The organism is Shewanella sp. S1-58-MNA-CIBAN-0166 (genome assembly GCF_040310085.1).
Classification (GTDB): Bacteria; Pseudomonadota; Gammaproteobacteria; order Enterobacterales; family Shewanellaceae; genus Shewanella.
In genome coordinates this window covers 66,354-82,993 of sequence record NZ_JBEOPN010000010.1, presented here as the reverse complement: position 1 = coordinate 82,993, position 16,640 = coordinate 66,354, and the positions used below count along the sequence as shown (strand labels likewise).

10 protein-coding genes are annotated in these 16,640 nt (G+C 43.0%); all 10 read left to right on the top strand.

The window, feature by feature from the left end:
* The first annotated feature begins 310 nt into the window (after positions 1–310).
* The 10 genes from AAEY99_RS08290 (at position 311) to AAEY99_RS08245 (ending at position 16,640) form a co-directional block, all read left to right on the top strand.
* Positions 311–1,642 carry a GH1 family beta-glucosidase gene (locus tag AAEY99_RS08290; protein ID WP_351010010.1) on the top strand — a complete coding sequence of 444 codons (1,332 nt, stop codon included), beginning with the start codon at positions 311–313 and terminating at the stop codon, positions 1,640–1,642.
* 91 nt (positions 1,643–1,733) lie between these two features.
* Complete coding sequence (locus tag AAEY99_RS08285; RefSeq protein ID WP_162023476.1) at positions 1,734–3,062, top strand: glycoside-pentoside-hexuronide (GPH):cation symporter; 1,329 nt, start codon at positions 1,734–1,736, stop codon at positions 3,060–3,062.
* 55 nt (positions 3,063–3,117) lie between these two features.
* Entirely contained in the window at positions 3,118–4,131 is a 1,014-nt protein-coding gene (locus AAEY99_RS08280) for a LacI family DNA-binding transcriptional regulator (RefSeq protein WP_101086666.1), read from the top strand.
* Positions 4,132–5,005: 874 nt separating this feature from the next.
* Positions 5,006–7,942 carry a TonB-dependent receptor gene (locus AAEY99_RS08275; protein ID WP_351010007.1) on the top strand — a complete coding sequence of 979 codons (2,937 nt, stop codon included), beginning with the start codon at positions 5,006–5,008 and terminating at the stop codon, positions 7,940–7,942.
* A 315-nt stretch (positions 7,943–8,257) separates the two neighbouring features.
* A complete protein-coding gene (locus tag AAEY99_RS08270) occupies positions 8,258–9,835 on the top strand; it encodes a tryptophan halogenase family protein (RefSeq protein ID WP_192115266.1) in 1,578 nt (525 codons plus the stop codon).
* Positions 9,836–9,945: 110 nt separating this feature from the next.
* A complete protein-coding gene (locus tag AAEY99_RS08265; RefSeq protein ID WP_101086663.1) occupies positions 9,946–10,668 on the top strand; it encodes a SapC family protein in 723 nt (240 codons plus the stop codon).
* Between the two features lie 5 nt (positions 10,669–10,673).
* Positions 10,674–11,696: a cupin-like domain-containing protein gene (locus tag AAEY99_RS08260; RefSeq protein WP_351010004.1), complete on the top strand. Its 1,023-nt coding sequence runs from the start codon at positions 10,674–10,676 to the stop codon at positions 11,694–11,696.
* Positions 11,697–11,738: 42 nt separating this feature from the next.
* Entirely contained in the window at positions 11,739–13,226 is a 1,488-nt protein-coding gene (locus AAEY99_RS08255; RefSeq protein WP_350998775.1) for a tryptophan halogenase family protein, read from the top strand.
* Positions 13,227–13,235: 9 nt separating this feature from the next.
* Positions 13,236–13,997, top strand: a complete 762-nt coding sequence (locus AAEY99_RS08250; RefSeq protein ID WP_351010001.1) for a DUF6445 family protein — start codon at positions 13,236–13,238, stop codon at positions 13,995–13,997.
* Positions 13,998–14,012: 15 nt separating this feature from the next.
* Complete coding sequence (locus AAEY99_RS08245) at positions 14,013–16,640, top strand: glycoside hydrolase family 3 C-terminal domain-containing protein (protein ID WP_351009998.1); 2,628 nt, start codon at positions 14,013–14,015, stop codon at positions 16,638–16,640.

Below are 16,640 nucleotides of genomic sequence, written 5' to 3'. Positions count from 1 at the left end.
CTCACGCCAAGAGTTAATTCCCCGTAAACCCTAGACATTTGACTGGTGATCATTTCCACACTTGAGCAAGCAGATAAGCATTCAATAATTAACCAAATCAATTATTGACCTTTGGATAATTAATCACTAATCTCAATGTAAGCGCTTTCATTTTTAACATATCGATAACTGATGTCAACGATTTTTAAACGCGAGAGCTTATTTTTTACTGCGTATCTATCACGGCGCAAGGCCTTTTATCAGGGTATTTCAACGTAATAAGTTAGTCATAAAAATAGACACAATTAAATAATACTAAGTGAATTTAAATATGAAAATTATGTTACCAGCCGATTCTAAAATGCATTCAAAAGCGTTCACCTTTGGTGTGGCGACTGCTTCTTTTCAAATTGAAGGCGCAGTGGATTCTCGTCTTCCTTGTATATGGGATACCTTTTGTGCGACTCCAGGCAAAATTCGTGATGGTTCTGACGGTTCGCAAGCATGCGAGCATTTAAAGTTATGGCGTGAAGATGTCGATCTAATTGAATCGCTAGGCGTTGACGCCTACCGTTTATCGATTTCATGGCCACGCGTAATGCATAAAGATGGCAGCCTCAATCCGCAAGGTGTGACGTTTTATACCGACTTACTCGATGAATTAAATCGTCGTGGTATTAAAACCTTTGTGACCTTATACCATTGGGATTTACCACAACATATTGAAGATAATGGTGGTTGGTTAAATCGCGAAACGGCCTATTTATTTGCAGACTACGCCGACAAAATCACTCAGGCATTCGGTGACAGAGTCTATTCCTTTGCAACCTTTAACGAACCATTTTGCAGTTCTTACTTAGGTTACGAAATTGGCGTTCATGCGCCTGGATTAGCAACCAAAGCGTTCGGTCGTCAATCTGCACACCATTTATTATTGGCTCATGGTTTAGCCATGAAAGTATTGCAAAAAAACAGTCCTAATAGCCAAAATGGTATCGTACTTAACTTCACGCCTTGCTATAGCGCGACAGACTCTGCAGCAGATGTTAACGCCGCAAGTAAAGCCGATCAGTACTTTAATCAATGGTACATCAAACCACTGTTTGACCGTTGCTACCCTGACATTATTAATGACTTCGCCGCTGAAGATAAGCCCGTTATTGAACAAGGCGACTTTGATATTATTGCTCAACCTATCGACTTCTTAGGCATTAACTTTTACACCCGTGCGGTCTATAAAGCAGACCCAGTAAATGGCTTTAGCCAAATCGATATGGTCGACAAACCTAAAACAGATATAGGCTGGGAAATATACCCACAATCCTTCACCGACTTATTAACCTCTTTGCATGCACTTTATCCTTTACCGCCGATCTACATTACCGAAAACGGTGCGGCAATGGATGATAAATTGCAAGACGGTAAAGTGGATGATCAAGACAGACTCGAATACTATAACGCTCACTTAAATGCAGTAAATAATGCCATTGAACAAGGCGTTAATGTTGTAGGATATTTTGCGTGGAGTTTAATGGATAATTTTGAATGGGCTGAAGGCTATTTAAAACGTTTTGGGATTGTTTATGTTGATTATACAACTCAACAACGCACCCTAAAAGCCAGCGCCTATGCGTATCGAGAATTTATAAACTTAAGAAAATAATATGTTAACCAGATAAAGCCGTTGTATAAAACGGCTTTGTTCTATTCAAACAGTTGCATCATTTTAACAAATAACAACAATTGAGGCATGTATGATAAGCACCAGAGAAAAAATAGCTTACGGGCTCGGGGACACTGCCAGTAATATTGTTTTCCAAACTGTTATGCTGTTTTTAACCTTTTTCTATACCGACATTTTCGGTATTTCGCCAGCATTTGTCGGCACCATGTTTCTAGCTGTACGCTTAATTGATGCGGTCACCGACCCATTGATGGGCGCGTTGGCAGATAGAACCAATACCCGTTGGGGTAAGTTTAGACCCTACCTATTATGGTTTGCCCTACCCTTTGGTTTTATCAGTGTTTTAGCCTTTACTACTCCTGATTTAACTGAAGACGGCAAAATGATTTATGCCTTCGTTACTTATACCGCACTCATGATGGTCTACACCGCCATTAATATCCCATATTGTGCATTAGGCGGCGTATTAACAGCCGACCCAAAAGAGCGAGTATCAGTACAATCTTACCGTTTTGTATTTGCAATGCTCGGTGGTTTATTGGTGTCAGGTTTAACCTTACCCCTAGTCGAATTTTTAGGTGAAGGCGATCAAGCCAAAGGTTACCAGCTGACTATTGCCGCCATGAGCGTTTTGGGTGTTGCGATGTTTCTTGCCTGTTTTTGGGGTACTAAAGAGCGTTTACACCCGCCAGCGGATCAACAGTCTAGCTTTAAGAAAGACTTTACCGATATGCTCAAAAATGACCAATGGCGTGTGTTAGCTATTGCGGCAGTGTGTTTATTATCAGGTATGGTGTTACGCACTAGCTTAGCGATTTACTACGTTAAATATTTCCTTAACATGCCGGACTCCATCACCCTATTTATCACTCTGGGTATGGTTGGTAATATATTTGGTTGTATTTTAGCTGAGCCTTTGGCTAAACGCTTTTGTAAGGTCAAAGCTTATATCACTTTGCAACTGCTTGCGGCAGCGATGTGTGTAGTGAGCTACTTTGTACCTAGCGATCAAGTCGTACTCGCCTTTGGAATGTTTATTATCTGGGGCTTTACGTTCAACATGGCCACCCCATTACTTTGGGCAAAAATGGCTGATGTTGTCGATTATGGCCAATATAAAAATGGCGTACGCATTACCGGGATGATTTATTCTTCAGTGATTTTCTTTATCAAACTGGGTGTTGCCATTGGTGGTGCTTCTGCGGGGTGGTTATTAGCAGGTTATGGTTATCAGCCTGATACCATGCAAACGGAGCATACTCAGCAAGGTATATTATTATCATTCACTATTTACCCTGCGATTGGATCTTTAGTCGTGGCTTTTGTAATGCGCTGGTACACTTTAGATAATCAAAAAGTGGACCAAATTCACTTAGAATTAAATAGAGAAGCAAAATAAAAGCATGTTAATCTTGGAGCCATGTGCTCCAAGACGGCTTTTTAATACTCATTATATGGCAACTATTTACGATGTATCAGTGATGGCTGGTGTGTCTCTGGCGACTGTGTCCCGAGTCATGAACAACAACACCAAAGTAAGCGATAAAACCAAACAAAAAGTACTCGATGCAATGAAAGCGTTAGGTTACCGGCCTAATACGATTGCACAGTCACTCGCCTCGAACTGTTCAAACAGTGTCGGGGTTTTGGTGTCTCAGCTTGACGGTCCTTTTTACGGTCCCATGATGACCGAAATTGAAACAGCCCTTAGAACAGCTAACAAGCACGTGATTATTGCTGCTGGTCATAGTGACGAGAAACAAGAGAAAGAAGGGGTTGAGTTTTTAATGAGTCGCGGCTGTGATGCCCTTATTTTGGATATTGAGGCTGTATCAGACGATTACCTAATCGAGCTCAGTAAAGGTTCAACGCCGGTGGTATTTATTAACCGCTATATCGACGCTATCAAAGAACGCTGTGTTTATCTTGAAAATGAACAAGGTGGCTTCATGGCTACCGAGCACATTTTATCACTTGGCCATAAAGATATCGCATACATTTCAGGGCCATTGTTTAAGCTCGATGTGAGAGATCGCCTAAAAGGACATAAACGAGCATTGCAACAATACAATATCGATTTTGATGACACCCTTTGCGTTGAAAGTGACTTTAAAGAAGCTGGCGGTTGTGAAGCGATGGAACGTTTATTGTCGATGAACAAACCGATCACAGCTGTAGTGTGTGCTAATGATCAGATGGCCTCAGGCGCTATTGCAGTGTGTTTGGAGCATGGATTGCGTGTTCCGGAAGATATTTCATTTATCGGTTACGATAATATCCCTTTCCCACAATATATTTCACCTAAATTATCTACCGTCAGTAACCCCATTAACGAGATGGGTAAAATGGCCGCTCGCTGGGTACTTCGACAAGTTTATAACAATAAAGACGTGGTAATTGAACGCTCATTTCAGCCAGAATTATTTATTCGTGATTCAGCCAAAGCGGTTAACCTAAAAAGTCAATAACCTGAATTTACAAGACAGATAACATGAGCATATATCATTAATTGTTCATGTTATTTAGCAACGGTATTGGCTCATAATGCAGTCGCTATTAGCTAATACAGCAACTATCAACGAGTGTAATAACTATTAACATTTGATTTTTGATACGACCCACTAATAAAAAGCAAACCTCTCACATATTCACCGCTAACATAACACTTAGTATTTAAGTGAAACTCCAATACCTGCTCACGACTGACATTATTACGATTACCTGAGCTAGGTGATTACTGGCATGTTCAAGTCACTTATCAGCTCCCCTTTTCACCAGACAATATAATAGTTCAACGTATCTAACATTCAATGTAACACCTTCACCACCATTGTTGCTTTAACAAGGTATCTATATTGAACGAGCCAGCGCTGATGATAGTAATAGGATGAAGTCAAAGGCGTGAGTGTTAACCCTATTGATTGACAACCATGCCACCCAAATACATGACAACACCTTAGCTTATGCCTCTGAGCACACCTTATTCAAGCCCAATAATAAGATAAGTCATAAATATAATTGGTAACAATCTAACCCACAAAAGAAAGCGCTTACATTTTAACGCAGAAATAAATATTAAATTAAAAATGTTTAAAAACAATGGATAACAATATTTAGTATAAAAAAATCTACATCTGAGTTAATGAAATGTAATAATTCGAACTTGTTTTTGTTGACTGCGGTCACATTTTACACTAGTTTTATGTAAGCGCTTACATTAGATGTTTTATAACCCTACAATTATAAATAATGATTACTGCGTGGATAGAGAATTAAAAAAACGATTTGCGCCTAACCCGCAATATTGAGAGAAGTAAAATCTAGTCAATGGGGATTTCCTAGATGAAAACAACAAAATTTACAAAAACTAAGCTTGCGACCAGTTTATCGCTAGTGCTTGGTGTGAGCAGTATGTTACCAGCCTATGCTGCTGATGAAGCAAGTGAAGAAAATATCGAAGTAATATCGGTTACTGGTATTCGTGGCAGTTTAATTAAATCAATGGATGTGAAACGCTCATCAAGTGGAGTCGTTGACTCTATTTCAGCTGAAGACATTGGTAAGTTTCCTGACACCAACCTAGCGGAATCGTTACAGCGTATTACTGGTGTATCGATTGACCGTTCTAACGGTGAAGGCAGTAAAGTATCCGTGCGTGGTTTTGGTCCAGACTACAACTTGATCACTCTCAATGGTCGTCAAATGCCTGTGACTACAGGTTCGCGCTCATTTGATTTTGCTAACATCGCTTCTGAAAGTATCAGTGGTGTTGAAGTACACAAAACTAGCCAAGCTTCAGATTCAACCGGTGGTATTGGTTCTACTATTGATATTTTAACGCATAAGCCATTCAGCTCTCCGGGCTTAAAAGCCACATTTGGTGTAAAAGCAGTTGATGATCAATCAACCGATAATGGCTCAGTTACCCCTGAGTTATCAGGTTTATACTCAAACACGTTTGCTGATGATAAATTTGGTATTTCACTCTCGGCCAGTTATCAAGAGCGTGAAAGTGGCAACCAACAAGCACAGGTCGGCACCGGCTGGCGTAGCTTCCCAGGTTCTGCTGACAACAGTGATTGGGGCGGCGTTGCTAAAGACAGCACCCAAGTTAATCGTCCTGGTGATAGCGATATTTATTCAGTTCCGCAAACCACTGTTTATCGTTTTGAAGAACAACAACGTACCCGTACTAACGGCCAGTTAGTATTACAGTACAGCCCTGTTGATAGCGTAGTCGCAAGCTTAGATTATACCTACATGCGTAACGACATCGACACTCAATCGAATGACGTATCAGCATGGTTTAACTTCGTTCCGTCTGAAAACGTATGGTCTGATGGCCCTATCGCCTCACCACTTATTTATTCTGAAACTTATGGTTCACCTGCTGATTTATCTATGGCGGCTGGTGATTATGGCGTACGTAACGAAAGTGGTTCTTTAGGTTTTAACCTTGAGTGGCAAGCAACAGATAACTTAAAGCTGACATTTGATGCGCACAACTCGGTTGCGGAAAACAAACCAAACAACCTTTATGGTTCAAACAACAATTTAAGTACTGCAGCGTTTGTGCGTACCAGCGCGGCAACTGACTTTAGCGGTGACTTACCAGTGCTTGCTGTTGGTGGTGGTAATGCAGTGACACCTGCAGACATGATGCTTACCGGTTCTGTTTTTGGTAACGCACGTAATAAGTCTGAAATTGATCAATACCAATTTGACGGTGAATACTTATTTGAAGATGCTGGCAGCATTGACTTTGGTGTTGCGTTAACGAACGTAAACAATCACTCACAAAGCGTCAACGTTCAGCGTAACGATTGGGGTGGAGTAGGTTCTGCAGGTGACTTTGAAGATGCATGGTTCCCAGCTGACACCATTCATGACAAATTTGACGCCAATGGCGGTGACTTCTCACTTTCAGACGGTAACTTCGATGTTTTAGATACCATTTTCATGTGGGACTTTACGTCAGTACGTGATTTTGCAGCAGCAAACTATGCTTCTGCAGTAAGCGGTGATTGTGGTAATGGCTTCTGCCCTTCAACAAACTATGCAGCTGAAACAGACCGTTACACTGAAGAAGAATCACAAGCCGTTTATGTACAGTACAACTACGATAATGAAATTGCCGGCATGCCATATGACGTGCATTTTGGACTTCGTTATGAGCAAACTGATGTCACCTCGACCGCAGCCGTTGCTGGTTATGATGGCGCAAATTGGATTGCTGAAACTGAAATTGCATTAGTGGGTACTGGTGAGCAAGTTTTTGAAACCAAAACCGGTGATTACGACTATTTACTTCCAAGCTTTAACTTCAATATTGAAGTGGTAGAAGATGTCATGCTTCGTGCAGCATACAGCGAAACTATTGGTCGTCCTAGCTACACAGATATTCAAGGCGGTACGGTATTAGCGACCCTTGCCAATCGTAGTAATGGTGGTGGTTCTGCAGGTAACCCTACATTATTGCCGCTCGAGTCTGAAAATATCGACTTCTCGGCAGAGTGGTATTACGCGCCATCGAGCTACGTGTCAGTAGGATACTTCCGTAAAGACACTAAAAACTTTATCAGTTCTGAAACAGTTAAAACCACTAACGGCATTTATAACCCAGCATCTGGTGATTTATATAAAGCTGCTGTGGCCGCAACGGGGACAACTGAAGCTGGCGCTGTTCGTGATTATATTTTCGCAAATTATGCTGATAATGCTGCTGTAGATGCCACCAATCAAATTATTAGCGGCAGTGCAGCTAATAATGATGAATTGTTGAACTTTAATATTTCAACGCCATCAAATAGCTCTAATAACTCAGTCATTGATGGTTGGGAGTTTGCGGCTCAACACTTCTTCGGCGAAAGCGGATTTGGTGTCATTGCCAACTACACCTTGGTTGATAGTGATCAGGCTTACGACAACTTCTCATTTGATGCACAGTCAGCATTAATCGGTATCAGTGACACTGCTAATGCGGTATTGGTGTACGAGAATTATGGTTTCCAAGCTCGTATCGCATACAACTGGCGTGATGAGTTCTTAAACTCTACAGGTCAAGGTACTGGCGCTAACCCACAGTACACAGAAGCTTACTCGCAAATCGATTTGTCTGTTAGTTATGATGTCGAATCTGTTGAAGGCTTAACCGTATTTTTCGAAGGACTTAACATTACTGAAGAGTACATCCGTGTTCACGGTCGTGCAGAAGAGCAAGTGTTAAACCTAACCGAAACCGGCGCTCGTTATAGTTTAGGTGCTCGCTACACTTTCTAGCCTATAGCGTAATGCAATAGTCATTGAGTGATATTTCGGCTAATACCCCAGTGTTAGACGGAATTCACTCAAGTTCCCTTTCAGGTCGTTGAGGTGCCAGCCTTTGTCACCTCCTTTTATTGCAACATATTGAGTAACAAGGACGTTACTATTTTTTACGCCTAGTTGTTTGAAACCATACACGCAAAACATAAAAAAACTATTACTTGAATGTGCTGACATTTTATTGAATGCTAGTTAATGTGTTCTTTAAGCAATCAGATTTTTAGATTCATCAGAATAAAAATAATAATCACGCCAAAAGCGTAGGTAAAGATGATGCAAAAACCAATAACCGAAATAGTCATCGTTGGAGGCGGTACCGCTGGTTGGATAACTGCCGGTTTGTTGGCCGCTGAACATAATGTTGATAACGGTGTTTTAGCTCACTCTCCCAAACTCAATATTACTTTAATCGAATCACCGGATGTGGCCACTATTGGCGTAGGTGAAGGCACTTGGCCTTCAATGCGCTCAACCCTGAGCAAAATTGGTATCGATGAGAACGACTTTATTCGCCAATGTGATGCTAGCTTTAAACAGGGCTCTCGGTTTATCAATTGGTGTGCAGACCCACAAAGCAAGGTCACTGACAGCTATTTACATCCATTTAGTTTGCCCCACGGTCACCAAGAACTCGACTTATGCCAATATTGGCTGCCTCATGCCGAACAAGTCAGCTTTGCCGAAGCCGTTTGTAGCCAGCAAGTATTAACTCAGCTTGGTTTAGCCCCCAAAAGCATTGCCACTGCTCAGTATCATTTTCAAAATAACTACGGCTACCACCTTAATGCCGCTAAGTTTAGTCAGTTACTCACAGAGCATTGCACTCAAAAACTCGGCGTCACCCATATTCGCGACCATGTCAGTCAAATTATTAATAACGATCATGGCGACATCGACAAGCTGATCACTAAACAACATGGCGAAATCAGTGGCCAGTTATTTATCGACTGCACCGGCGCAAAATCTCTACTGTTAGGTGAACACTTGCAAGTGCCTTTTTTATGTCAAAAATCGGTGCTTTTTAATGATCGCGCACTAGCGATACAAGTCCCCTACCCTGATGCAAATAGCCCTATTGCGTCTTGCACACACTCAACTGCACAGTCAAACGGTTGGATTTGGGATATAGGCCTACCAACGCGTAAAGGTGTCGGCTATGTATATTCATCAAGCCATACCAATGACATAGATGCACAGCAAACATTGTTTAATTATCTCGGTGTTGATGGCGCTGCAGCTGACAAATTGGAACCGAGACAACTGACGATTAACCCTGGGTATCGTGCTAAATGCTGGCAAAATAACTGTATTGCTATCGGGATGGCAGCAGGCTTTATCGAACCATTAGAAGCGTCGGCTTTGGCATTAATCGAATGGACTGCATCTACCTTAGCCCAACAATTACCACCCAATCGTATGGTGATGGACACGATTGCTAAGCGTGTTAACGAGCGCTATCAACTACACTGGCAACAAATTATCGACTTTTTAAAGCTGCATTATGTGATAAGCCGACGTGAAGCTGATGGTTATTGGCGTGACCATCGTGAGTCAAACTCAATCCCCGACAGCTTACAAGCCATGCTCGAATTATGGCGTTATCAAACACCGAGCCAACAAGATATTAGTTATAAAGAAGCCTTATTTCCGGCAGCCAGTTTTCAATATGTACTTTATGGCATGGGCTATAACACCCAATTGCCCAATCATGTGAAACCGTCAATGCAACAATTGGCACAGCGACTGTTTAATGACAATCAACAGCGCACCCAAGCGCTTGCTAAAAACCTGCCGAGTAATCGCGAGTTACTCGATAAAGTTGCGCAATATGGTTTCCCTAAGCTTTAAGACATGACATAAATAATCACGATAACAACGCAAGTAAGATTACAGACAAAATTCACGTACAATAATCATAAAAATACGACGTATTTGAACGAACAAGATAGGACATCAAAATGAGCCAACATGTATTACTAAACAGCATTGAACATAAAGACGTAAAAGTGATGACTCATCGCTCCGCTGCACTAGGCGATAACCTTTGGTATAGCGTGACATTTCCGCAAGAGTTTCGCAGCGTGCAAGCCCACTACCCGATCTTTTTTCATAAAGATACTGCCACAGGCCAGTTTTACGCGGTGGCACTATTTGGTTTTCAGCAAAATGATAACGTGTTTTTAAGTGAACAAGGCTGGAGCGCATCATACGTGCCGCTTACTGTGCGTCGCCAACCTTTTTTAATCGGTCAACAAACCGTACTTGAAGACGGTGTAGAACGTCAGCAACGCGTTATTCATGTGGACTTAGACCACCCTAGAGTCAGCGAGACCGAAGGTGAAGCATTATTTTTACCTTACGGCGGTAACACGCCATTACTCGATGAAGTCGGCGAAATTCTTGAGGTCATACATCATGGTTTACAAGATGGTCAACGCTTTGTCGATGCCTTGATTGAACATCAATTGCTGGAATCATTCACTTTAGATATTGAGTTAGACAACGGTCAAAAAAATCAGATGATCGGTTTTTATACCATCAATGAAGAAACCTTAGCCGGATTGTCTGCTGACGCATTAGCAAAGCTGCACCAGCAAGGTTACTTGCAAGCCATTTACATGACATTAGCCTCGCAAAGCAATGTAAGAGACTTACTTAACCTCAAGAATGCGCAAGGTTAATAGTGATGACAACGGTCAAGACACTACAGCAAGTCGAACGTATCAATGAATGTACATTAGATAACGTCATAGACTTAATCCGTGATGCCGACAAACCCATGGTATTTAAAGGGCTGTGTTGCCATTGGCCGTTGGTCCAGGCAGGATTAGAGTCGGCACAAAGTGCGATGACTTACCTGCGCCAGTTTTATCAAGGCATGCCAGTAACAGCGTATTATTTACCGCCAGAGCAACAAGGTAGAGTGTTTTACAATGAAAAACTTGATGGTTTTAATTATCAAGCCGGCCGATTGGACTTTAATCAGCTGCTAGACCGATTAAGCCAAGAAATGATTAAAGACATGCCTGCGGGAATGTACATGGGCTCGACCGATATCCACCAATGTTTACCCGGTTTAGGGGCACAAAACAGTTTAGATTTAGCGCCCATGCAACCGTTAACCAGCATCTGGCTGGGTAACCAAACCAAGGTGGCTGCTCATTATGACTTTCCGCTAAATCTGGCGTGTAACGTGGTTGGTAAGCGTACCTTTACCCTATTCCCACCCGAGCAAATTAGTAATTTGTATGTTGGCCCCATGGAACTGGCACCCGGTGGCCAAGACATCAGTCTCGTTGATATGGCGAACCCCGACTTTGAACGTTTCCCGCGTTTTCAGCAGGCATTAGACGCCAGCCTAACAGCAGAGCTAAGCCCTGGTGATGTGTTATTTATTCCCAGCATGTGGTGGCACCATGTTCGTGGCGTCGATGACTTTAACGTACTCATTACCCACTGGTGGCGCGATACTCCTGGCTTTTTAGGCCGGCCTAACAATGCCTTATTGCACAGTATATTAAGCTTACGCTCTCTGCCTAAAGCTCAGCGCCAAGCATGGAAATCGATATTCGAACACTACATTTTCGATCATGACGATGTTGATGACAGTCATATTCCCGACAATGTGAAAGGCATGCAAACTAAGCCATTAGACGAATTAACGGCCCGCAAAATACGTGCAGACTTAATCAATAAATTAAAACGATAATGCTGAACACAGCAAGATATCAAGCCAAACAGGATGCCCAAGATGAATAAATCAATCAAAAAAGTTGTCATTGCCGGTGGTGGAACCGCAGGTTGGATGGCCGCAGCCGCCTTTAGCAAACTGTTGGGCAAAAATCTTGAAATTGTATTAGTAGAATCTGACGAAATTGGTACTGTTGGTGTCGGTGAAGCCACTATTCCAACCTTGCATATTTTCCATCGTTTACTTGGGTTAAAAGAGCAAGACGTTATGGCAGCCACTAATGCCACCTTCAAACTCGGTATCCAGTTTGAAAACTGGCATGACGTCAACAAAGACTACCTGCATTCATTTGGCTTTTTAGGTAAAGACTGCTGGGCTTGTGGCTTTCAGCACTTTTGGCTTAAGGGCAAGCAACAAGGCCTGGTTAGTGACATTGGCGACTATTGCACCGAGCATTTAGCTGCTCGCCAAGGCCGATTTGCCGTATTACCCAATCAAGACTACAACCATGCTTACCATATGGATGCGAGCCTTTATGCTAAGTTTTTGCGTAAATTTGCCGAGCACCATGGCATGACCCGCATCGAAGGTAAAATAGCCGACGTATTACAACACGACGACACGGGTAATATCCGCGCGTTAAAGCTTGAAAATGGCGCGTTAATTGAAGGCGATTTATTTATCGACTGCACCGGATTTAAAGCGTTGCTTATTGAGCAAACCTTAAACACTGGCTTTGAAGATTGGAGCCACTGGTTACCGTGCGACAGTGCCATTGCAGTACAAACTGAAGCGGTTCAAAAACCAATTCCATATACCCGCTCGATTGCCCGAGAGTCTGGTTGGCAATGGCGTATCCCGTTACAAACCCGCACCGGCAATGGTTTAGTGTTTTGCAGTAAATACATTTCTGATGCTGATGCGACTGAATTATTGCTCAATAACATTGAAGGCGCGCCGATCAATCAACCTCGGGTGATTAAGTTTAAAACGGGTACTCGTCGTCAACATTGGAACAAAAACTGTATAGCAATAGGGTTAGCTGCCGGCTTTTTAGAGCCATTAGAGTCCACCAGCATTCATATGATCCAACGCAGCATAGTGCGCCTATTACAGCTGTTCCCGTCGCAAGGCATTATAGATACCGATATTGCTGAATTCAATCAACAAACTAAAGTTGAAATGGATAACATTCGCGACTTTATTATTTTGCATTACAAGGTCACTGATCGCGAAGACAGTCGCTTTTGGCGTTACTGTAAAAACATGCCAATTCCAGCCTCATTACAACATCGTATCGACATGTTCAGCCAATCAGGCAAAGTCTATAAATACGGCAATGAATTGTTTGGTGAAAGCTCGTGGATACAAGTGATGATGGGCCAAGGCTTAATGCCGAAAGAATATCATCCTATTGTCGACATGATGGACGAAGCTGAATTAACCAGCTTTTTAAACAGCATTAAAGCAACGGTAAAACGTAAAGTTGATACCTTGCCAGCGCACCATGATTTTGTGCAGCATTACTGTAAATCAGCCAGCATGTAAGGTTGTAACATGACAACCGACTCATCGAACAACCGAACGATATCAAGCAAGAGTACTCTATTAAGCAAGAGTATTATCAAGGTGGGGCCATTTACGCCCCACCTTGAGTTTATTGGCCTACAGCAAACGCCGGTGATTATCATTGATGACTTTGGCGCTGATCTGTCGCCGCTAATCGATATTGCGATAGATGATAGTCAATTTAATCAAGACCAAGGTTCATACTATCCAGGGCAGCGCGCACCGCTGCCCAAGCAATATGTAATCGAAGTGATTAATGCGGTATATCAGTTGATATATGACACCTACAAGGTGTCACACTCGTTACGCATAAAGCCCCAACAATGCGTGTTTTCGGTTATCGACACGCCTGCAAAACGTTTATTGCCGCTGCAATGCATGCCACACTTTGACACCCCAGACCCGCACTATTTTGCGATTCTGCACTATCTCAATGATGGTTCTCATGGGGATACTGGATTTTTTCGCCATAACGCCACGCAATATGAACAGATAACACCACACAACATTGACCATTACTTTAATCAGGCACAACCGGTTGTCGATGCACAACAAGCACTGACGCCTGATTATGTGGTCGATAGTAATGATCACTACACCCTTTATCATCAGGTTCAATATCGGCCAAATCGTTTAGTCATATATCCCGGTAACCTACTCCACTCGACGTTAGTCAACTCAGCAACCGACATCGATAGCAGCCCTAAAACAGGACGACTTACCGCGAATATCTTTATCAATTTCAAATAACACAGGGACCTCGTTATGGCTAAGCCACAGCACGGCAACATCTCGTCAAATCATAAAAAGAAAGCGCTTACAGCATGTGTTTCATCACTTATATGCTTAGGTGTCAGCCATGCTGCATTAGCAGCACACCCAACGATTACCCCACAAACCTTACATGCATTAACGGTGTTACCAGATAATGAAAAACTGCGTATTGGCGAGCGTATCAGCCAAGTCGAAGATGACATTAACCGCTTATTGCCTCAGTTAACCTTAGAGGAAAAAGTGTCTTTAGTGCATGCCGCGGGCAAGTTTCACATACCTGCTATTGAGCGCTTAGGCATACATGAAATGTGGATGTCAGACGGCCCACACGGTGTGCGCTACGAAATCGATCGCAACTCATGGGCACCCGCAGGATGGACTAACGATTACTCAACTTATTTACCGCCATTAACTGCCATCGCCGCCAGTTGGGATCTCAACATGGCCACGCTGCACGGCAATGTGCTTGGCGCAGAAGCGCGTCATCGCAATAAAGATCTTATTTTGGGCCCTGGTGTAAACCTCGCGCGCCTACCGTTATATGGGCGTAACTTTGAATACATGGGTGAAGACCCATTTTTAGCAGCTAGCTTAGTAGTGCCCGAAATTAAAGCGATTCAGGCCAATGATGTCGGCGCCACCGTAAAGCATTATGCCCTTAATACCCAAGAGCTCAACCGCACAAAAGTCAATGCCACACCTGATGAGCGCACCTTGCGTGAAGTGTATTTACCAGCGTTTGAAGCGGCGGTAAAACAAGCCAACGTACATGCCATTATGGGCGCCTATAACGAATTTAGAGGCACTAACGCCAATCAGAGCGAGCACTTAGTCAATACTATCTTAAAAGGCGAATGGGGCTTTCAAGGGGTGTTACTTACCGACTGGAACGTCGACATCAACACTTATGATGCCGCCATGAACGGCCTTGATATCGAAATGGGCACAGATGTCGCTGATTTTGACGATTACTTTATGGCAAAACCGCTACTCGAGATGCTTAATGCTGGCAAAGTACCAGTATCAGTACTTGATGATAAAGTCCGCCGTATTTTACGGGTGCAACTCAGCATCGGCATGATGGATAAACACCGTTTATCCGGCGAGCGTAACACTCAAGCTCACCGTGATGATGCTCGCACACTTGCCGCCAATGGCATTGTATTACTTAAAAACGATAACAAGGTATTACCGCTTCACGCTGACAAACTTAAACATGTTTTGGTACTTGGTCCCAATGCCGATAAACGCCATGGATTTGGTGGCGGCTCATCAGAAGTTAAAGCACTCTACGAAATCAGCCCATTAGCTGGTTTAAAAGCCAAACTGGGTGATAAGGTCGACATTCAACTAATGCGTCCAGCCAGCAGCCAGTTTATGCCGATACCCAATGACTATCTCACCACACGTCATTGGACAGGCACGCCATCGTGGCAAATTAATTATTACAATGACAACAAAATGACCCAGCTCACCAGTGAATCATGGATAGCCGATCCGCAATTTAATGCCAAAGGCCAAAAACAGTTTGTCGATATTAAAGCCAACATCAAACCTATCGAAACTGGCAGCCACAGTTTTAACATAAAAGCTGACGGCCAAGTGGCATTGTACATTAACGATAAACAACTGATCGCCAGCACCCAAGCAAACCAAGGACATGTTATCAGTAAAGCCATGACCTTAACTGCTGGTGAAACTTACGCGGTGAGCTTACGTTACCAAGGCGACAAGCAAGCCACCTTAGGCTGGGAAACGCCCAACAGTTTGTACAATACCGAACAAGAGTATTTAGCCGCAGCCAAGAAAGCCGATGCGGTGATCTACTTTGGCGGCTTAAGTCATGCTGATGACCGCGAGTCTATCGACAGACCTGACATGGTATTGCCTGGCCAACAAGATGAGGTCATCGCCAAACTGCTCAAAGTGAATCCAAATACTGTGGTGTTTATGATTGGCGGTTCTGCGGTAGAAATGCCGTGGGCAGATAACGCTAAAGCGGTTGTGTGGGGCTGGTATGGCGGTATGGAAGCCGGTAATGCTTACGCGGATATGTTATTGGGCAATCAAAACCCTAGCGGTAAAATGCCCATCACCTTACCGAGAAAACTTACTGACACCGCGCCAATAGCGTTAAACGATTACAACGCCACTGAATCACTTTATAGCGAAGGGGTATTTATTGGTTATCGCTGGTTTGAACAGCAAAATATTGCGCCGTTATTTGCCTTTGGCCATGGCTTGTCTTACAGCCAATTTGATTACAGCAACATCCGTCTTTCAAGCGCTGACATGACAAATGATGGCATTATCACCGTTACTGTCGATGTCACTAACACCAGTAAAGTCGATGGTGCCGAGGTAGTGCAATTGTATTTGCACGACGTTAAAGCCAGCGTACCGCGTCCCGCAAAAGAGCTAAAAGGCTTTGATAAGTTATGGTTAAAGGCAGGTGAAAGCAAAACAGCTAGCTTTACGCTAACCCAACGCGACTTATCGTTTTGGGACGTTAACACTAATAATTGGTTAGCCGAATCAGGCCAGTTTGAAGTGATGATTGGCGCATCGGTTGCCGACATTCGTTTGCGTAAACGCTTTGACTATCTCTCAGTGAAATAG

Coding starts and splice junctions, on each gene's coding strand:
- AAEY99_RS08290 (WP_351010010.1), top strand. CDS start 311: ATGAAAATTATGTTACCAGCCGATTCTAAAATGCATTCAAAAGCGTTC.
- AAEY99_RS08285 (WP_162023476.1), top strand. CDS start 1,734: ATGATAAGCACCAGAGAAAAAATAGCTTACGGGCTCGGGGACACTGCC.
- AAEY99_RS08280 (WP_101086666.1), top strand. CDS start 3,118: ATGGCAACTATTTACGATGTATCAGTGATGGCTGGTGTGTCTCTGGCG.
- AAEY99_RS08275 (WP_351010007.1), top strand. CDS start 5,006: ATGAAAACAACAAAATTTACAAAAACTAAGCTTGCGACCAGTTTATCG.
- AAEY99_RS08270 (WP_192115266.1), top strand. CDS start 8,258: ATGATGCAAAAACCAATAACCGAAATAGTCATCGTTGGAGGCGGTACC.
- AAEY99_RS08265 (WP_101086663.1), top strand. CDS start 9,946: ATGAGCCAACATGTATTACTAAACAGCATTGAACATAAAGACGTAAAA.
- AAEY99_RS08260 (WP_351010004.1), top strand. CDS start 10,674: ATGACAACGGTCAAGACACTACAGCAAGTCGAACGTATCAATGAATGT.
- AAEY99_RS08255 (WP_350998775.1), top strand. CDS start 11,739: ATGAATAAATCAATCAAAAAAGTTGTCATTGCCGGTGGTGGAACCGCA.
- AAEY99_RS08250 (WP_351010001.1), top strand. CDS start 13,236: ATGACAACCGACTCATCGAACAACCGAACGATATCAAGCAAGAGTACT.
- AAEY99_RS08245 (WP_351009998.1), top strand. CDS start 14,013: ATGGCTAAGCCACAGCACGGCAACATCTCGTCAAATCATAAAAAGAAA.